The following is a 17,545-nucleotide window of genomic DNA, read 5'->3' on the forward strand; positions in this document are numbered from 1 at the left end:
GCTCACTCCTCTTCTTGAATGACGAAGGAGTAACCGCTTACCCGACAGGCCGCATCAAAAAATTATTGACGGGAAATTCGTGATCTTCCCGAGCACAGCGACACCGTGGCTGCAGAAATGGCCGGGCATCTCCCGGGACAAGCGGGAGCTATAGTACGGCGCTGATCGCCCCTCAGCCCTCGCTCAAGGTCCGCCTGACTGCATTCTTCCAACCCTTGAGTTTTGCCGCCCGCACCTTCTCATCCATGTCGGGCTCGAACCGCCGATCCCGTTTCCACGTCGCCGAAAAATCGTCCCGGTCCGGCCACACCCCTGCCCGGCTGCCGGCGAGCCAGGCAGCCCCCAGCGCCGTCGTCTCCAGGATCACGGGGCGATCGACCGGGGCGTCAAGCAGATCGGCAAGACGCTGCATCGTCCAGTCGGAGGCAACCATGCCGCCGTCGACGCGCAGCACGGTGTCGTCGGCGCCGTTCTTCCAGTCTTTCTGCATGGCATCGAGCAGGTCGCGGGTCTGATAGCACACGGCTTCCAGCGCCGCCCGGGAGAGCTCCGCCGGGCCGCTGTTGCGTGTCAGCCCAAAGATCGCGCCCCGCGCCTTGGCATCCCAATGCGGCGCGCCGAGACCGGTGAAGGCGGGCACCAGATAGACCTCCTGGGTCGGATCGGCCCTTTCGGCAAGCGCGTTGGTCTCTGCCGCGCTGCCGATAATGCCGAGCCCGTCCCGCAGCCATTGCACGGCGGCACCGGCGATGAAGATCGAACCCTCGAGCGCATAGGTCGTCTCGCCGTTCAGGCGATAAGCTATGGTGGTCAGCAGCCGATTTTTGGAGCGCACCATGTCGGCGCCGGTGTTGAGCAGCGCGAAACAGCCAGTGCCGTAGGTCGATTTCATCATGCCAGGCGCAAAACACGCCTGGCCAATGGTCGCCGCCTGCTGGTCGCCGGCCACGCCGAGGATCGGGATAGCAGCACCGAATATGTCAGGATCGACCGTGCCGAAATCAGCGGCGCAATCCTTGACCTCCGGCAGCATGGCGGCAGGGACCCTCAGAATATCGAGCAGATCCTCGTCCCACGCGTTTTCGCCTATGTTGTACATAAGCGTGCGCGAGGCATTGGTGGCATCGGTGACGAAGCTTTTGCCACTCGTCAGCCGCCAGATCAGGAAGGTGTCGATCGTGCCGAAGCAGAGATCGCCCCTGGCAGCGCGCGCCCGCGCGCCCTTCACGTTGGCAAGCATCCAGGAGAGTTTGGTGCCGGAAAAATAGGGATCGAGGATCAGGCCGGTCTTCTTCGTGAACAGCCGCTCGAGATCCTGCCTTTTCAGATTTTCGCAATAGCTTGCCGTGCGCCGGTCCTGCCAGACGATGGCATTCTGTATTGGCCGGCCCGTCTCGCGCTCCCAGACGACCACCGTCTCGCGCTGGTTGGTGATGCCGAGCGCGGCAAGATCCATAGCCTCGATCCCGGCATCGCGCAGCGCCATGTGGACAGTGGAGACGACCGAATCCCAGATCTCCTCGGGATCGTGCTCGACCCAGCCGGAACGTGGGTAGATCTGGGTGAACTCCTTCTGGCCCTTGCCGACGACATGCATGTCGCCATCGAAGACGATCGCCCGCGTCGACGTCGTTCCCTGATCGATCGCCAGAACATATCCGCTCATGAAAACCCTCCCTCAGCATGTCAATTGTCGTGACAAATCAATAGGACACGGATGCGGGCGAGAAAAGCGAATAAAGCGGAATTGCCAGCCCGCCGGCTTTGGGCATAACCTCGCAGCTAACGCTGCAACGCAGCATCGCCATTTCAGGGAGAACAGCATGAGCAGAACAGTCGTCGTCACCGGTTCCACCAGCGGCATCGGCCTTGCAATCGCCACTGCCTTCGCGGAAATGGGTGACAACATCGTCATCAACGGTTTCGGAAAGGCCGATGAAATCAAGGCGATCGTCGAGCGGCTTGAATCATTGTCCAAAGGCCGGGCGCTCTATCATCCGGCCGACATGACCAAGCCCGCCGAGATCGCCGACCTGATCGAAACGGCGGCCAAGTCCTTCGGCGGCGTCGATGTCCTGGTCAACAATGCCGGCATCCAGCACGTCGAGAAGATCGAGGATTTCCCGATCGAGAAATGGGATCAGATCATTGCGATCAATCTGTCGAGTTCCTTTCATACCATGCGCGCCGCGATCCCGCTGATGAAGGCGAAGAAGTACGGCCGCATCATCAACATTGCCTCGGCCCACGGGCTCGTCGCCTCCCCTTTCAAATCCGCCTATGTCGCGGCAAAACATGGTATATTAGGCCTGACGAAGACGGCAGCGCTGGAGCTCGCCGAATTCGGCGTGACCGTGAACGCCATCTGCCCCGGCTACGTGCTGACGCCGCTCGTCGAGAAGCAGATACCGGATACCGCCAAGGCCCGCGGCATGACCGAGGAACAGGTAAAGAGCGAGGTCATCCTCAAGGCGCAGCCGACACATGAATTCGTCAAGGCCGAGGAAATCGGCGCACTGTCGCTCTATCTCGCCAGCGATGCCGCCCGGCAGGTGACCGGAACGCACATCTCGATTGACGGTGGCTGGACGGCGGCTTAACCATTTGGAAAACAACAACAGGAACATCATGAACGACAGCATCCGCTTCATCCTGAATGGCGAGGACGTCACGCTTACCGATGTCAGGCCAACCGAGACGCTTCTCGATTTTCTGCGGTTGAAGCGGCGGCTGACGGGCACCAAGGAAGGATGCGCGGAAGGCGATTGCGGAGCCTGCACCGTGCTCGTCGGCCGGCTGGCAGACGGCAAGCTCGCCTATGAATCCGTCAATGCCTGTATCCGTTTCATCGGCTCTTTACACGCCACCCATGTGGTAACGGTCGAGCATCTGGCCGGCAGGGACGGCGCACTGCATCCAGTGCAGCAGGCACTGGTCGATTGCCACGGCTCGCAATGCGGCTTCTGTACCCCGGGCTTCGTCATGTCACTTTATGGTCTCTGGCTCGCCAAGGAAAAGCCGAGCCGCCAGGAAATCGAAAAGGCGCTGCAAGGCAATCTCTGTCGCTGCACGGGCTACGAGCCGATCGTCAAGGCCGCCGAGCAGGTGAGCCTGATGCGGCCAAGCACGCTCTTTGACCCGCTGGAACGGACGCGCTCGGAAATCGTCGCGCGGCTTTGGGCAATGCAGGCAAGCGGCACGATCAGGATTGCGAATGGCGAAGACCGGCTGATCGTGCCGGCTTCTGTCCGGGCGCTGGCTGAGGTCCTTTCGCAGGAACCCGACGCGATTATCGTCGCCGGTGCGACCGATGTCGGCCTCTGGGTGACGAAGCAGATGCGCAAGCTGAGCCCGGTGGTCTTCATCAGCCACCTCAGCGAATTGCAGTCGGTCACGGAAGGCGAGGATGGCGTCACCATCGGCGCTGGCGTCAGCTATACCAAGGCCTTCGAGGCGATCTCCAAGAAAATTCCGGCGCTCGGCCGACTGATCGATCGCATTGGCGGCGAACAGGTGCGTAACATGGGCACGATCGGCGGCAACGTCGCCAACGGCTCACCGATCGGGGACAGCCCGCCGCCGCTGATCGCGCTCGGCGCGATGCTGACGCTGCGGTCCCTGCAAGGCCAGCGCAGAATGCCTCTCGAGGATTTCTTTATCGCCTATGGCAAGCAGGACCGGAAGCCCGGCGAATTCGTCGAAAGCGTCTTCGTGCCCTATCCGGCGGCAATCAGCCGCTTTGCCGCCTACAAGATCACCAAGCGCCGCGACGAAGACATCACTGCCGTGCTCGGCGCCTTCCTGCTGACGCTTGACGAGGCAGAGATGATCACCGACATCCGCATCGCCTTCGGCGGCATGGCTGCGACGCCGAAACGCGCCCGCACGGTGGAGGCAGAGTTGATCGGCAAACCATGGACGGAAGCGACGATCGAGGCAGCCCGGCCCGCCTTCGACGCCGACTATCAGCCGCTGACCGACTGGCGCGCAACGGCGGAATACCGCCAGCTGACAGCGAAGAACCTGTTGACGCGGTTCTATCTTGAGACCGTCGGCGCGCCGGCCGAACTGAAGCGGTTCGAGGAGGTGGCGTGATGGAAAAATCGATCTTCAGCCTGATCTCCAAGACCTGGTCGCATGCTTCGATGGGAACGGTCGCGGTCGCATCCCATCACTCCCTTCGCGGAGGACATCGCTAATGGACAAGTCCACCTTCGAAGACCGCAAGGCCATCATCGCAGGCCCGATGCACGGCTCGCTGCGGCATGATTCAGCACATAAGCACGTCACCGGAACCGCCGATTATATCGACGATATTCCAGAACCCACGGGCCTGCTGCACGGCGCCCTCGGCCTCTCCGACCGGGCACATGCCGAAATCACCGCTATCGACCTTTCCGCAGTCGCCGCCTATCCCGGCGTCGTCTGGGTCTTCACCGGCAAGGATGTGCCCGGCGTCAACGACGTCAGCTCCAACGGCAGCCATGACGAGCCGCTGCTGGCCGAAACTTTAGTTCAGTTCCACGGCCAGCCGATCTTTGCCGTCATCGCCGAAACGCGTGATGCCGCCCGCCGCGCCGCACGGCTGGCAAAAATCGACTATCGCGACCTGCCGCATTGGAGCGATATCGACGGCGCGCTCGCCAATGGCAGCCCGCTCGTCATCACCCCGATGACACTGCGGCGCGGCGAGCCGGAAACGGAAATGACGAATGCTGCCATGCGTCTGAAAGGTCAGATGCGCATCGGCGGACAGGAGCATTTCTACCTCGAAGGCCATATCGCCGTGGCCATCCCAGGCGAGGACGACGAGGTCACCGTCTGGTCCTCGACGCAGCATCCAAGCGAGATTCAGCACATCGTCGGCCATGTGCTCGATATTCCTTCCAACGCCGTGACCGTCAACGTGCGCCGCATGGGCGGCGGCTTCGGCGGCAAGGAGACGCAGGGCAATCAGTTCGCAGCACTTGCGGCGATTGCCGCCAAGAAGCTCGGCCGCGCGGTCAAATTCCGCCCGGACCGCGACGAAGATATGAGCGCCACCGGCAAGCGCCACGATTTCCTCGTCGATTATGAGCTCGGCTTCGATGCCCAAGGACGCATCCACGCGGTCGACGCGACCTATGCGGCGCGTTGCGGCTTCTCCTCCGACCTCTCAGGGCCGGTAACCGACCGTGCCCTCTTCCATGCCGATTCCAGTTATTTCTATCCGCATGTGCATCTGACTTCGAAGCCGTTGAAGACTCACACCGTCTCCAACACCGCCTTCCGCGGTTTCGGCGGGCCGCAGGGCATGCTCGGGGCCGAACGCTTCATCGAGGAGATCGCCTATGCCCTCGGCAAGGATCCGCTCGATGTCCGCAAGCTGAATTTCTACGGCCAGCCGGGTTCCGGGCGCACGCTCACCCCCTATAACCAGGAGGTCGAGGACAATATCATCCCCCGCATCGTCGAGGAGCTGGAGGAAACGTCCGAATACCAGGCACGGCGCAACGCCATCATCGCCTTCAACCGCGACAGCCGCTACATAAGAAAGGGCATCGCGCTGACGCCGGTGAAATTCGGCATCTCCTTCACCATGACTGCCTTCAACCAGGCCGGCGCCCTCGTCCACATCTACCAGGACGGCTCGATCCACCTGAACCATGGCGGCACCGAAATGGGCCAGGGCCTCTACACCAAGGTGGCGCAGGTGCTGGCTGACAGCTTCCAGGTCGATATCGACAGGGTGAAGATCACCGCGACGACGACGGCCAAGGTGCCGAACACCTCGGCCACCGCAGCTTCCTCCGGCTCGGACTTGAACGGCATGGCCGCCTATGACGCTGCCCGCCAGATCAAGGAACGGCTGGTCGCCTTCGCCGCCGAGAAATGGGATGTTGGATCCGCCGACGTGGTCTTCCTGCCGAACCGCGTGCGCGTCGGCGAGACCGAGATCCCCTTCCCCGACTTCATCAAGCAGGCCTATTTTGCCCGCGTCCAGCTTTCCGCCGCCGGCTTCTACAAGACGCCGAAGATCCATTGGGACCGCAAGGCCGGCCGCGGCACGCCCTTCTATTATTTCGCCTACGGCGCCTCCTGCACCGAGGTGTCGATCGACACGCTGACGGGCGAATATCTGATTGACCGCACCGACATCCTCCACGATGTCGGTCGCTCGTTGAATCCGGCGATCGACATGGGCCAGGTCGAAGGCGCCTTCGTCCAAGGCCTGGGCTGGCTGACGACGGAGGAACTCTGGTGGGATGACAAGGGTCGGCTGCGCACCCATGCCCCCTCGACCTATAAGATCCCGCTCGCTTCCGACCGTCCGAAGATCTTCAACGTGCGCCTCGCCGAATGGTCCGAGAACGCCGAAGCCACCATCGGCCGCTCCAAGGCCGTCGGCGAACCACCCTTCATGCTGGCGATCTCGGTGCTGGAGGCACTGTCGATGGCAGTAGCAAGTGTCGCGGATTATCGGGTCTGCCCGAGGCTCGACGCGCCGGCGACACCGGAGCGGGTGCTGATGGCGGTCGAGCGGATGAAGCGGGTGTAGCAGATGCGAATGCGTCCGGCTCGTTTGTTCGCCTCGGCGGCGAACCCATCGGTCAGCCACCCATGACAGACATCCGCCGCTTCCTCGCCGCCCACCCGGACTGCATCCTCATCGACATCACCGGCACACAAGGCTCCACCCCGCGTGAGGCCGGTACCTTCATGCTGGCATCGCAAACCGCGTTATGGGGCACAATCGGCGGAGGCCAGTTCGAGTTCATGGCGATTGCGAATGCGCGGGACATGCTCGCGGGAACCGGTGGGATGGCGGAGATGGATATCCCGCTTGGGCCCGACATCGGCCAGTGCTGTGGCGGACGCACGCAGTTGCGGTTTCGCCGGGTGACAAAGGCGGTTGCTGAAGAAATCGAAGCCAGGCTTGCCGGCGAGATCGAGCGTCTGCCGGAGGTCTATCTCTTCGGTGCCGGCCATGTCGGCCGGGCGCTGGCTGCGGCCTTGGCGCCGCTGCCGCTGTCGGTGACGGTCGTCGAAACGCGGCAGGAAGAGCTCGCCAACCTGCCGGCAGAGACGAAGGCGCGGCTTGTGCCGATGCCCGAAGCACTGGTGAAGGATATTCCGGCCGGCGGCGTGGTCGTCATCCTGACGCACGACCACGCGCTGGATTTCCTCATCGCCCGCGAGGCGCTGGAAAAGACCGACCTCGCCTATACCGGCATGATCGGCTCGGCGACCAAGCGCGCCACCTTCGCAAGCTGGCTTTCCCGCGAAGGTGGCGGAGAGCGCGGCTGCATGGAGCGGCTGACGCTGCCGATCGGCGGCTCGGCGGTCAGGGACAAGCGCCCTGAGATGATCGCCGCCATGACCGCCGCCGAGATCCTGACGGCGCTCGCTGCCTACCGCATGCGCTCGTCCTCGTAATAGGGATCGCGCCCGTCGAGGAAACCGAGATCGCGCTTGACGCGATCCGGCGCCGTGTCGAGATCGAGGCTGGGCATGCGCCAGATCCGCGCCAGCCGGCCGCCGATGCGCCGGAAAATTCCGATGGTCTGCTGCGGCGGGCTCTGTTCGATAGCATAGCAATCCATGACATCACCTCGATGGTTTGATGGTATGAGTTGCAGTTTGCCGGTAAAAATGCTGCAATTCCAATCGAACGACCGTCTGCCTGCATCAAGAGAACTGATCCATGAAACTCTCCAAACAATTCCCGCTGAATGCGCTGCGCGTCTTCGAGGCCGCTGCACGGCTCGGAAGTTTCACCAAGGCGGGCGACGAGCTCGGCATGACGCAGACGGCCGTCAGCTACCAGATCAAGCTGCTGGAGGAGAATGTCGGCGAGCCGCTCTTCCTGCGCCGTCCTCGCCAGATCGCACTGACGGAGACCGGCGAGCGGCTGGCGCCGAAGGTGACCGAAGCCTTTGCCATGCTGCACGACGCGATGGCGACGGCGCGCGACAGCGTCGAAGGCACGCTCGCTATCAGCTCGACCCATACCTTCGCCTCGAAATGGCTGGCGCCGCGCCTCGGCTCTTTCCACTTGAAACATCCGGCGATCGCGGTGCGCTTTCAGGCGAGCTCTGATATCATCGACTTCGCCCGCGAGCAGATCGATGTCGGCATCCGCTGGGGCGACGGCAACTGGCCGGGGCTGACGCTGCACCGGCTGATGGGCCTGGAGTTCACGCCGATGCTGAGCCCAAAGCTGGCGGAGACGGCAGGCGGCATCAGGGAGCCGCGCGATCTCCTGAAGTTCGATCTCTTCGACGCCGGCGACATCTGGTGGAAACAATGGTTCGAGGCAGCCGGCATCACCGAGACGGATCTCGATCGGCGCCCGCGCAACCAGCTTGGCTCCCAGGCGGTGGAAGCCGATGCGGCGATCGCCGGCCATGGCGTCGCCATTCTCCATCCGGCCTTCTATGCGGCCGAGATCGCGCTCGGCCGGCTCTACCAGCCCTTCGAACTGACCCGTAGCGACGGCAAGGCCTACTGGCTCGTCTACCCCGAAAACCGTCGCAACGTGCCGAAGATCAAGGCCTTCCGCAACTGGATCCTCGAGGAGATGAAGGCAGCCGGAAATTGATGCATGCCGCCTGAAACTGTACAGCGGTTTTCGAACAACGACATACCGGACCCGGTTCGTGAGCCGGGTCCGGTGCTGTGGTCCGCCTTCAATATCCCATTTCCGGCGCATAGAAACAGCGCGGCGTATCCTCGTTCGGGAACAGACAGAGATGATAGTCGTTATCACCGGATTGCATTGCCTTCGTCATTGGCAGCAGGAAGACATGAGCGTGCGTGACCAGCCGGTGGTCGCCTGGCATCAGCGTCACACGATATCCGCCTGGCGTCACCGTCACGCTTTTCGAAGGGATCATCTGGCAATCGCCATTGTGACTGTCGCCGTTGCAACAATAGGGGTCATAACTCCACCCCGAAGGTGCGTCGTGAGCCGTCGCCAACGACGCATACGCAATCATCACACACGTCAGAATACTGCGCATGGGCATCTTCTCCGTCGATGAATGCGCCGCCGATGATCTAACGGTTCTTATTTTATTCCGGCGGCCTGCAAAATAACTGTAATCGAGTCGTCGCAGTTCAAGATCTGCTGAATTAGCAGATTCAGTACAAGGCGGCGATAATGCACAGCCTTCTCGGCAGCTTTTAGGCACGCGACAGCAGATCGGCGATCCGACCGCGATCGGCAACTTCGGTAAAACCGCCGGAAATCATCAGCGGAGCGCCGAAGATCTCGACGAGCCCATTGTCGAGAATGACACCTTCGCCATCCCGACACGCGAGAATGGGTGTTGTCGCCGTCTCGCTGTAGCGTCGTAGCGCGGAGAGATAGCCGGGATCGTCGTTCAGATGCGGGAAGAATTCGAAAGGCAGGAGATTAAGAGCCGCGCCATCCTGCACTGCATCAGGCGAAGCGCCGGAAAAGAGCGCGTCGACGGCGATTGTCGGCGTCATCAAAATCGCCCCGGCGCTGGTTCCGACAAGAATGCCATCGTCCAGTGCCCATGCGCGCAACTTGTCCAGCATACCGCTCTGTCGCAGCCTTCTCAGAAAATCGCCGGTATCGCCGCCGGAAAGATGGATGGCGTTACAGGAAAACAGCCGGCTGATCTCCTCGTCGCCGGAGAGTGCGTTGAGATCGACGAAAGGATCGAGAAGAAGCCCGTATCTCATGTAATAACGCCGTTTCTCATCGAAAAACGCCCGCTGCGGGTCCGGACCGGACGTGATATAGCCGACGCGGTTCCCACGCGAGAGGATGAGCGCCGCAAGCCGCCGGTCCATCGGCGCGTTTTCGGCGATGACTTGATCGCTGTAGAGCGCGGTGATCATTCCATTGCTCCTTTGGCCGCGCCGGTCGTTGCGCGTGTGCAGTTCTTCAATCTCCTCTTCCCTCCCCGCCAAAATTTCCGCAATGTCACGAGTCGGAGGAAGATAGGGGAACTCGATGTATGAATATGCCATAGCATGGGAATGGCTCGCCTTCGCGGCGCGCTGGTTCCATGTCATCACCGCGATCGCCTGGATCGGATCGTCGTTTTATTTTATCGCGCTCGATCTCGGACTGGTGAAACGCCCGCATCTGCCGCCCGGCGCCTATGGCGAGGAATGGCAGGTTCATGGCGGCGGCTTCTACCATATCCAGAAATATCTGGTGGCGCCCGCCCAGATGCCGGAGCATCTGACCTGGTTTAAATACGAAAGCTATTTCACCTGGATTTCCGGCTTCCTGATGCTCTGCATCGTCTATTATGGCGGTGCCGACCTGTTCCTTATCGACCGGCATGTGCTCGATATCAGCCCGCCTGTCGCCATCCTGATCTCGCTGGCGTCGCTTGCCCTCGGCTGGATCGTCTACGACCTGCTCTGCAAATCCCCGCTTGGGCGGAATACCTGGGGGCTGATGGCGGTGCTCTATGTCGTGCTCGTCTTCATGGCCTGGGGCTATACGCAGCTTTTCACCGGCCGCGCCGCCTTCCTGCATCTCGGCGCCTTCACCGCCACGATCATGTCGGCCAACGTCTTCATGATCATCATTCCGAACCAGAAGATCGTCGTCGCCGATCTTATCGCCGGGCGCACGCCCGACCCCAAATACGGGCAGGTCGCCAAGCAGCGTTCGCTGCATAACAACTACCTGACGCTGCCCGTCATCTTCTTCATGCTGTCGAACCATTATCCGCTGGCCTTCGGAACGCAGTTCAACTGGTTGATCGCCGCCCTGGTCTTCCTGATGGGCGTCACCATCCGCCACTGGTTCAACACCACGCATGCCAGGAAGGGCTGGCCGACCTGGACGTGGATCGTCACCGTCATCCTCTTCATCCTGATTATGTGGCTTTCAACCGCGCCGAAGCTGCTGACGGGCGAAACGGATGCGGCGGCGGTCGCGCCCGCCTTCCAGCAATTCGCCGGCGATCCGCACTTCCCCGCCGTCAAGCAACTGGTCTCGACGCGCTGTTCCATGTGCCACGCGGCCGAGCCCGTCTATGAGGGTATCGTGCGACCGCCCAATGGCGTGATGCTCGAAAACGACGCGGAAATCGCCGCCCATGCCCGCGAAATCTATATACAGGCGGGCCGCAGCCATGCCATGCCGCCCGGCAACATCACCGACATCACGCCGGATGAACGCAAGCTGCTCGTCGCCTGGTTCGAGAGCGCAGTCGAAGGCAAGAAACAATGACGACGACACTCCTGCGCGGCCGCCTGCTTTCCTTCCATCGCGCACCGCTGAGCCTTACCGACAGCCAAAGCTATCTCTACGAGGAGGATGGCGGCCTGCTGATGACCGACGGGCTGATCACAGCGCTCGGCCCTTATGGCGACGTCAAGGCAAAAGCAGCGGAAGACACGGTCGAGATCGACCACCGCCCGCATCTGATCATGCCCGGCTTCATCGATATGCACCTGCATTTTCCGCAGATGCAGGTGATCGCCTCCTACGCCGCCAACCTGCTCGAATGGCTGAATACCTATACCTTTCCCGAGGAATGCCGTTTCGTCGAAAGTGCGCATGCTGAAAGGATCGCCACGCATTTCTATGACGAGTTGATCCGCCACGGCACGACGACGGCGGTCGCCTATTGCTCCGTGCACAAGACCTCGGCCGACGCCTTCTTTGCCGAGGCGCTGAGGCGCAATATGCGCATGGTCGGCGGCAAGGTGATGATGGACCGCAATGCCCCGCAGGGCCTGCTCGACACGCCCGAGATGGGCTATGACGAGACCCGCCAGGTGATATCGGACTGGCACGGCAAGGGCCGCAACCACGTCGCCATCACTCCGCGCTTCGCCATCACCTCCACGCCGGCGCAGATGGAGGCGACATCAGTGCTTGCCCGCGAATTTCCCGAGCTGCACATCCAGACGCATCTTTCGGAAAACCACGACGAGATCAAATTCACCTGCGAGCTCTATCCCGACGCGCTCGACTATACCGACATCTATGCCCGCTACGGCCTGCTCGGGCCGAAAAGCCTCTTCGGCCACGCCATCCACCTGTCCGAGCGCGAAGCCGATGCCATGAGCGAGGCGGGTGCCGTCGCCGTCCACTGCCCGACCTCGAACCTCTTCCTCGGCTCGGGCCTGTTTCCGCTGAAGGCGCTGGCGCGGCGCGAAAAGCCGGTTCGCATCGGTGTGGCGACCGATATCGGCGGCGGTTCCAGCTATTCGATGCTGCGGACGATGGACGAGGCCTACAAGATCCAGCAGTTGCTCGGCGAACGGCTGAACCCGCTGGAAAGCTATTACCTGATGACCCTCGGCAATGCCGAGGCCCTGTCGCTGGCGGACCGGATCGGCACGCTGGAACCCGGCACCGAGGCCGATCTCGTCGTTCTCGATGCCGCGGCGACACCGGCCATGGCGCTGAAGATGGAAGTGGTGAAGACGCTGCCCGAGGAGCTTTTCCTGCTGCAGACGATGGGCGACGACCGGGCGATCGCCGAGACCTATGTGGCCGGCGTTGCGTTGAAGAAGGAGCTTCAATGACACGCGCTGTCACCCTTGAAATCGGACCGTGAAAGCTCCCCGGCACGGCCAATTTCCCGTAACACTCCTGCCAAATTCATGTTATGGCCGATAGTCGCATTCAGATGTGAAGGTTCAATTCATGGCCGCTCCGCTCACCATCGCTGATCTGAAAAAGCTTGCACAGCGCCGTGTGCCGAAGATGTTTTTCGACTATGCGGATTCGGGCGCCTGGACGGAATCGACTTATGCGGCGAACGAGAGCGATTTCAGTCAGATCAAGCTGCGTCAGCGGGTGATGGTCGACATGACCGACCGCACGCTGGAAACGACGATGATCGGCCAGAAAGTGTCGATGCCGGTGGCCCTGGCGCCGACTGGACTGACCGGCATGCAGCATGCCGACGGCGAGATGCTGGCGGCACGCGCCGCCGAGGAGTTCGGCGTTCCCTTCACGCTCTCGACGATGAGCATCTGCTCGATCGAGGACGTCGCGTCGGTGACGACGCGCCCCTTCTGGTTCCAGCTCTACGTGATGAGGGACAAGGATTTCGTCCTCAACCTTATCAATCGCGCCAAGGCCGCCAAATGCTCGGCGCTGGTGCTGACCGCCGATCTGCAGATCCTCGGCCAGCGGCATAAGGATCTGCGCAACGGCCTGTCGGCGCCGCCGAAATTCACGCCGAAACATGTCTGGCAGATGGCGACCCGGCCCTTCTGGTGCCTGGATATGCTGCAGACCAAGCGACGCACCTTCGGCAATATCGTCGGCCACGCGAAGAATGTCTCCAATATCGCCTCGCTCTCCGCATGGACGCACGAGCAGTTCGACCCACGGCTGTCCTGGGCGGATGTCGCCTGGATCAAGGAACAATGGGGCGGCCCCCTGATCATCAAGGGCATACTCGATCCGGAGGATGCGAAGGCGGCCGCCGACACCGGCGCCGATGCGATCGTCGTCTCCAATCACGGAGGGCGCCAGCTTGACGGCGCCCCCTCCTCGATCAGCATGCTGCCGAAGATCGTCGATGCCGTCGGTGACCGCATCGAGGTCCATCTCGACGGCGGCATCCGCTCCGGCCAGGACGTGCTGAAGGCCGTGGCACTCGGCGCCAAGGGCACCTATATCGGCCGCCCCTTCCTTTATGGTCTCGGCGCCATGGGCAAGGAAGGCGTATCGCTGGCACTCGGCATCATCCGCAAGGAGATGGACATCACCATGGCGCTCTGCGGCAGGCGCGACATCAACGATGTGAATTCGTCGATCATCGCCGGACGGCAGTGAACCTGCTGCTAGCGACGCATGTAGCAACGGCTCCCCAAATATCTCGATACTGGACGCTGCCTCAGTCCTTCTAACCGCACGTTAAGCCTAGGTTGTATTTTTAGCGCGACCTCTTGAAAGCACAAAAGCGGTGCTTTATGTTTTACCTATGGCAACCACAGGCAAGACACCGCATCCATCGCTGCTGCGCTACACGCTGGCGCCTGACGACAGTGCCCGGCAGGCGCTGGACGACACCATTGCCGCCTATCTCAGGATGATCGAAATCCTGACCGGCCTCGTCTCCGACAGGACGGGCGCCAATCTCGTCGTGCTGCATGACCTTGCCTATGAAACTGTCCGCGAGCAGACGGGCTTGCCGGCACGGCTGGTCACGCTCGGCCTTCGCGATTTCGCCGCCAATCGCGGCGTCACCGCCGATCCGCCGCATCTGCCGCTCGATGACAAGCTCTTCGCCATCAAAGGCCCCTCGGACCTGACGATCGCCACGGTGCACGGACGTGTTGCCGTGCCCTTCGATGTCGCGGGTTATTCCAGGGGATGGGAGAGTATTTTTCCGGCCTACCTCGTTGCAGGCCAGGATCGCTACGAGATTCACATCGGCGTCACGCCGAATTCCGCTCGGATGGAGGAAAACATGACGAACGAAGGCATTCTCTCACGCATGGGCCGTCTGATCGCGGGCATCGCGAATGCGGCGGTCGACAAGGCGGAAGGCGTAAACAAGATCGCCGTCATCGAACAGGCGATCCGCGAGATCGATGCAGCGGCGGATGAGGCCCGCACCGATCTCGGCAAGGCGCGCGCCGAGGAATATCGCATCCAGAGCCGCAGGGACGAAATCGTCGAAGACCTGAGCGCGCTCGACCAGAAGATCCGCCTCGCTGTCTCGTCTCAGCGGGATGACCTGGCAAAGGCCGGCGTTGCCCGCCAGATCGATCTCGAATCCCAGATCGCAGCTCTGGATAAGGCGCTGGCCGATGCCAGGGAACAGCTGGACGAAGGCCAGAAAGCCTTGCAGGCCGTGCTCGCCACGCGCCGCGAGGCGGACGCTCGCCTTGCCGATTTCAAGCGCAGCATTGCCCGGCATCCCGAACAGGCCGCAACCGGTCATAGCCAGCCCGCGCCGGGCGCAGATGCTGCCCGCGCTGCCGCGGCAGTCTCTCGGCTGACCGGGGTTCCCACTGGCGAGCATGCCCATAGTTCCGAATTGGACGAACTCGATCGGCTGCACCGCGAACAGGCGATCGAGGCACGCCTCGCACGCTTCAAGGCGGATAACCGGTAACGGCGATGGCCCTTCTCTTCGCTCCCGAATGTGCGCCCTTTGCCATCGCCGCCGCCGTGCTTGCAGGTCTGACCGCGATCGAGATGCTCGCGATGGTCATGGGTTTTTCGATGACGGAATTTCTGGGAAAGCCGGAGGTTCATGGCCATGACGGCATCCTGGCATACCTATCCTGGCTCAATCTCGGCGGTGTTCCCCTGCTGATTCTTCTGATGATGACACTCGGCTTCTTCGCGATGACGGGGTTTGCCTTGCAGGCCGTCGCCAACGCCTTCTGGGCGCCGCTGCCAAGCTTCATCGCTGTCATTCCTGCCGCGCTGGCAACCATCCCCATGGTCAGGGCGTCGAGCAGAACCGTGGCACGGCTCGTACCGCACGACGAAACCTATGCCGTCGATCTCGACGCCTTCCTCGGCCGGACCGCCGAAGTGTCGATCGGCCCGCTCGATCAGGGACTGCCGGGCCGCGTCCGTGTCAAGGATCAGCACGGAAACTGGCATGTGCTTCGAGCCCGAGCCGCCAAGGGCGAGGGTCCGCTTGGGATCGGCGCTTCGGTTCTTCTCGTCGATCACAAGGCAAATGTGTTTATCGCCATTCCCGCGCCGGTCGACCCCACCGATGCGAACAATCAATCTTTCAGGGAGCAGCAATGATGTACGACGTTATCCTACCAGCCGGCATTGGGATTGTTCTGATCTTCGGCATCGGTTTTGTCCTCGCCTCTCTTTACACGCGCTCCAGCCGCGATGAGGCCTATGTGCGCACCGGTCTCGGCGGCCAGAAGGTCGTGCTCGACGGCGGTTCGGTCGTCCTGCCGATCTTCCATTCGACCGCCCGGGTCAACCTGAAGACGTTGCGGCTCGAGGTGCGCCGCGGCGAAGGCGATGCACTGATCACCAAAGACCGCATGCGCGTCGATATCGGCGCCGAGTTCTATGTGCGCGTGAAACCCGATGCCTCCTCGATTGCGCTTGCAGCGCAGACACTCGGCAATCGCACCAATGACGCCGAGGCGCTTCGCATCCTGATCGAGGCGAAATTCGTCGACGGTCTCCGCTCGGTGGCCGCGACCATGAATCTCGACGCGCTGCAGGAACAGCGCATGGATTTCGTCAAGGCCGTCCAGGAAGCCGTCGGCGCCGATCTCCAGTCGAACGGCCTCGAACTCGAATCCGTGTCGCTGACACGCCTCGACCAGACCGATATCAAGCACTTCAACGCCAACAACTTCTTCGACGCGCAAGGCCTAGCGGCATTGACCCGCATCACCGAGGGACGCAAGAAGGAGCGGAACGAGATCGTTCGCGACACCGAAGTCGCCATCGCCCAGAAGGATCTCGAGGCCCGCCAGCAATCGCTGACCATCGAGCGGACGAAGCGAGAGGCCGAACTCAGCCAGGAAAGAGATATCGCCAACAAATCCGCGGCGACACGCGCCGAGACCGCGCAGCAGGAGCAGGCCGCAAAACGCGCCGAGGAGGAAGCCCGCATCGCTTCCGAACAGGCGATCGCCGAACGCGAGGCATCCGCCAAGCAGGCTCGCGAAAGCGCCAACATCGACGCCGCCCGCGCCGTCCAGCAACGCGAAACCGAAGCCAAGCGTGACCTCCAGATCGTGGCACAGGAGAGCGCGATCGCCGTTGCCAATAAGAGCCGTGAAGAATCCGAAGCGAAGGCGGCTGCTGAAACGGCCCGCGCGCTGGCGATAGCGGCGGAGGAAAAAGTCGGCACCGCCAAGGCGATCGAGATTGCCGAACGCGAAAAGCAGATTGCCGTGATTGATGCGCGCAAGAAAGCCGAGACGGAAGCAACCGCCGTCACCGTCGGCGCGGAGGCCGAAAAACAGGCAGCAAGCGACCAGGCCGAGGCCATCAAGACGCTCGCAACCGCCGAGGCGGATGCGGCGATCATCAAGGCCAAGGGCATTCTCGAAACCGGCAAGGCCGCGGCCGAGAGCGAAGCATTACTCAACGACGCGCGCAACAAGTTGAGCTCTGCTATCATCGAGTTCGAGATCACCCGCGAACGTATCCGCATCATTCCGCAGGCGCTCGCCGAGGCGGTCAAGCCGATCGAGAAGATCTCCGATATCAGGATATTCGATACCGGCGGCATGCTCGGCCGCGGAAACGGAGCGACCGGCGGAAACGGCATCGGGCTCGGCGAAGGACTGGCCAGCCAGCTCCTCTCCTATCAGGCGAATAAACCGATCCTCGACAAATTGCTGAAGGAAGCCGGCTTCGACGGCGACGATGCCATCTCATCCCTTCTTGGAAATCTCGATGGCGCAAAACCGGCAAGACCGGCAACCGCCGCAGCCCCGGCAAAGCCGGCAACACCGGCCGCAGCCCCGACACAAACGATCATCCCTCCGGCCCCGAAGCCGGCACCAAAGAAGGACTGATCGCCGCGCAAGCGGGTCTGGACTAGAACAGGATGATTTTAGGCCGGTTCGGCCTAAAATCTGAATCCTGTTCTAA

The 17,545-nt window shown here is 62.0% G+C and carries 15 protein-coding genes; 11 read left to right on the forward strand and 4 right to left on the reverse strand.

The features are described 5' to 3' along the window. Positions 1-172 precede the first annotated feature (172 nt). Entirely contained in the window at positions 173-1,666 is a 1,494-nt protein-coding gene (gene glpK, locus ELH03_RS15630) for a glycerol kinase GlpK (RefSeq protein ID WP_128412326.1), read from the reverse strand. 157 nt (positions 1,667-1,823) lie between these two features. Between glpK and ELH03_RS15635 the strand changes: the two genes are divergently transcribed. The 4 genes from ELH03_RS15635 (at position 1,824) to xdhC (ending at position 7,416) form a co-directional block, all read left to right on the forward strand. Continuing rightward, on the forward strand, positions 1,824-2,600 hold the full coding sequence (locus ELH03_RS15635) for a 3-hydroxybutyrate dehydrogenase (RefSeq protein ID WP_128412325.1): 777 nt from the start codon (positions 1,824-1,826) through the stop codon (positions 2,598-2,600). A gap of 28 nt (positions 2,601-2,628) precedes the next feature. Next, positions 2,629-4,095: a xanthine dehydrogenase small subunit gene (xdhA, locus tag ELH03_RS15640; protein WP_130659196.1), complete on the forward strand. Its 1,467-nt coding sequence runs from the start codon at positions 2,629-2,631 to the stop codon at positions 4,093-4,095. Between the two features lie 103 nt (positions 4,096-4,198). Then, on the forward strand, positions 4,199-6,538 hold the full coding sequence (gene xdhB, locus ELH03_RS15645; RefSeq protein WP_130766491.1) for a xanthine dehydrogenase molybdopterin binding subunit: 2,340 nt from the start codon (positions 4,199-4,201) through the stop codon (positions 6,536-6,538). 62 nt (positions 6,539-6,600) lie between these two features. Further along, positions 6,601-7,416, forward strand: a complete 816-nt coding sequence (gene xdhC, locus ELH03_RS15650; RefSeq protein WP_130766492.1) for a xanthine dehydrogenase accessory protein XdhC — start codon at positions 6,601-6,603, stop codon at positions 7,414-7,416. On the opposite strand, the gene ELH03_RS15655 is transcribed toward xdhC, so the two are convergent. Then, positions 7,392-7,583 (reverse strand): hypothetical protein, encoded by a 192-nt coding sequence (locus ELH03_RS15655; protein WP_003561511.1) that lies wholly within the window; start codon positions 7,581-7,583, stop codon positions 7,392-7,394. The genes xdhC and ELH03_RS15655 overlap by 25 nt on opposite strands. A 101-nt stretch (positions 7,584-7,684) precedes the next feature. On the opposite strand from ELH03_RS15655, the gene gcvA reads away from it, so the two are divergent. Continuing rightward, positions 7,685-8,581 (forward strand): transcriptional regulator GcvA, encoded by an 897-nt coding sequence (gene gcvA, locus ELH03_RS15660; RefSeq protein WP_128402049.1) that lies wholly within the window; start codon positions 7,685-7,687, stop codon positions 8,579-8,581. 88 nt (positions 8,582-8,669) lie between these two features. Here the strand turns inward: gcvA and ELH03_RS15665 are convergent, their stop codons facing one another. Both ELH03_RS15665 and ELH03_RS15670 read right to left on the reverse strand, forming a co-directional pair. Beyond that, complete coding sequence (locus ELH03_RS15665) at positions 8,670-9,002, reverse strand: hypothetical protein (RefSeq protein WP_047611392.1); 333 nt, start codon at positions 9,000-9,002, stop codon at positions 8,670-8,672. A gap of 163 nt (positions 9,003-9,165) precedes the next feature. Continuing rightward, on the reverse strand, positions 9,166-9,852 hold the full coding sequence (locus tag ELH03_RS15670; protein WP_128412323.1) for a Type 1 glutamine amidotransferase-like domain-containing protein: 687 nt from the start codon (positions 9,850-9,852) through the stop codon (positions 9,166-9,168). Between the two features lie 115 nt (positions 9,853-9,967). On the opposite strand from ELH03_RS15670, the gene puuD reads away from it, so the two are divergent. The 6 genes from puuD (at position 9,968) to ELH03_RS15700 (ending at position 17,469) form a co-directional block, all read left to right on the forward strand. Continuing rightward, positions 9,968-11,206, forward strand: a complete 1,239-nt coding sequence (gene puuD, locus ELH03_RS15675) for a urate hydroxylase PuuD (protein ID WP_130766493.1) — start codon at positions 9,968-9,970, stop codon at positions 11,204-11,206. Then, entirely contained in the window at positions 11,203-12,513 is a 1,311-nt protein-coding gene (gene guaD / locus ELH03_RS15680; protein ID WP_130766494.1) for a guanine deaminase, read from the forward strand. The genes puuD and guaD overlap by 4 nt, the downstream gene beginning before the upstream one ends. A 121-nt stretch (positions 12,514-12,634) precedes the next feature. Further along, positions 12,635-13,777, forward strand: coding sequence for an alpha-hydroxy acid oxidase (locus tag ELH03_RS15685; RefSeq protein WP_128412321.1), 1,143 nt, complete (start codon positions 12,635-12,637; stop codon positions 13,775-13,777). Between the two features lie 130 nt (positions 13,778-13,907). Further along, positions 13,908-15,065, forward strand: coding sequence for a PspA/IM30 family protein (locus tag ELH03_RS15690; RefSeq protein ID WP_128412320.1), 1,158 nt, complete (start codon positions 13,908-13,910; stop codon positions 15,063-15,065). Positions 15,066-15,070: 5 nt separating this feature from the next. After that, positions 15,071-15,718 carry an OB-fold-containig protein gene (locus tag ELH03_RS15695; protein ID WP_128412319.1) on the forward strand — a complete coding sequence of 216 codons (648 nt, stop codon included), beginning with the start codon at positions 15,071-15,073 and terminating at the stop codon, positions 15,716-15,718. Continuing rightward, positions 15,715-17,469, forward strand: a complete 1,755-nt coding sequence (locus ELH03_RS15700; protein WP_018073861.1) for a flotillin family protein — start codon at positions 15,715-15,717, stop codon at positions 17,467-17,469. The genes ELH03_RS15695 and ELH03_RS15700 overlap by 4 nt, the downstream gene beginning before the upstream one ends. The last annotated feature ends 76 nt before the right edge of the window (positions 17,470-17,545 follow it).

Origin of the sequence: Rhizobium beringeri (assembly GCF_004306515.1) — a bacterium.
GTDB classification, from domain to species: Bacteria; Pseudomonadota; Alphaproteobacteria; order Rhizobiales; family Rhizobiaceae; genus Rhizobium; species Rhizobium beringeri.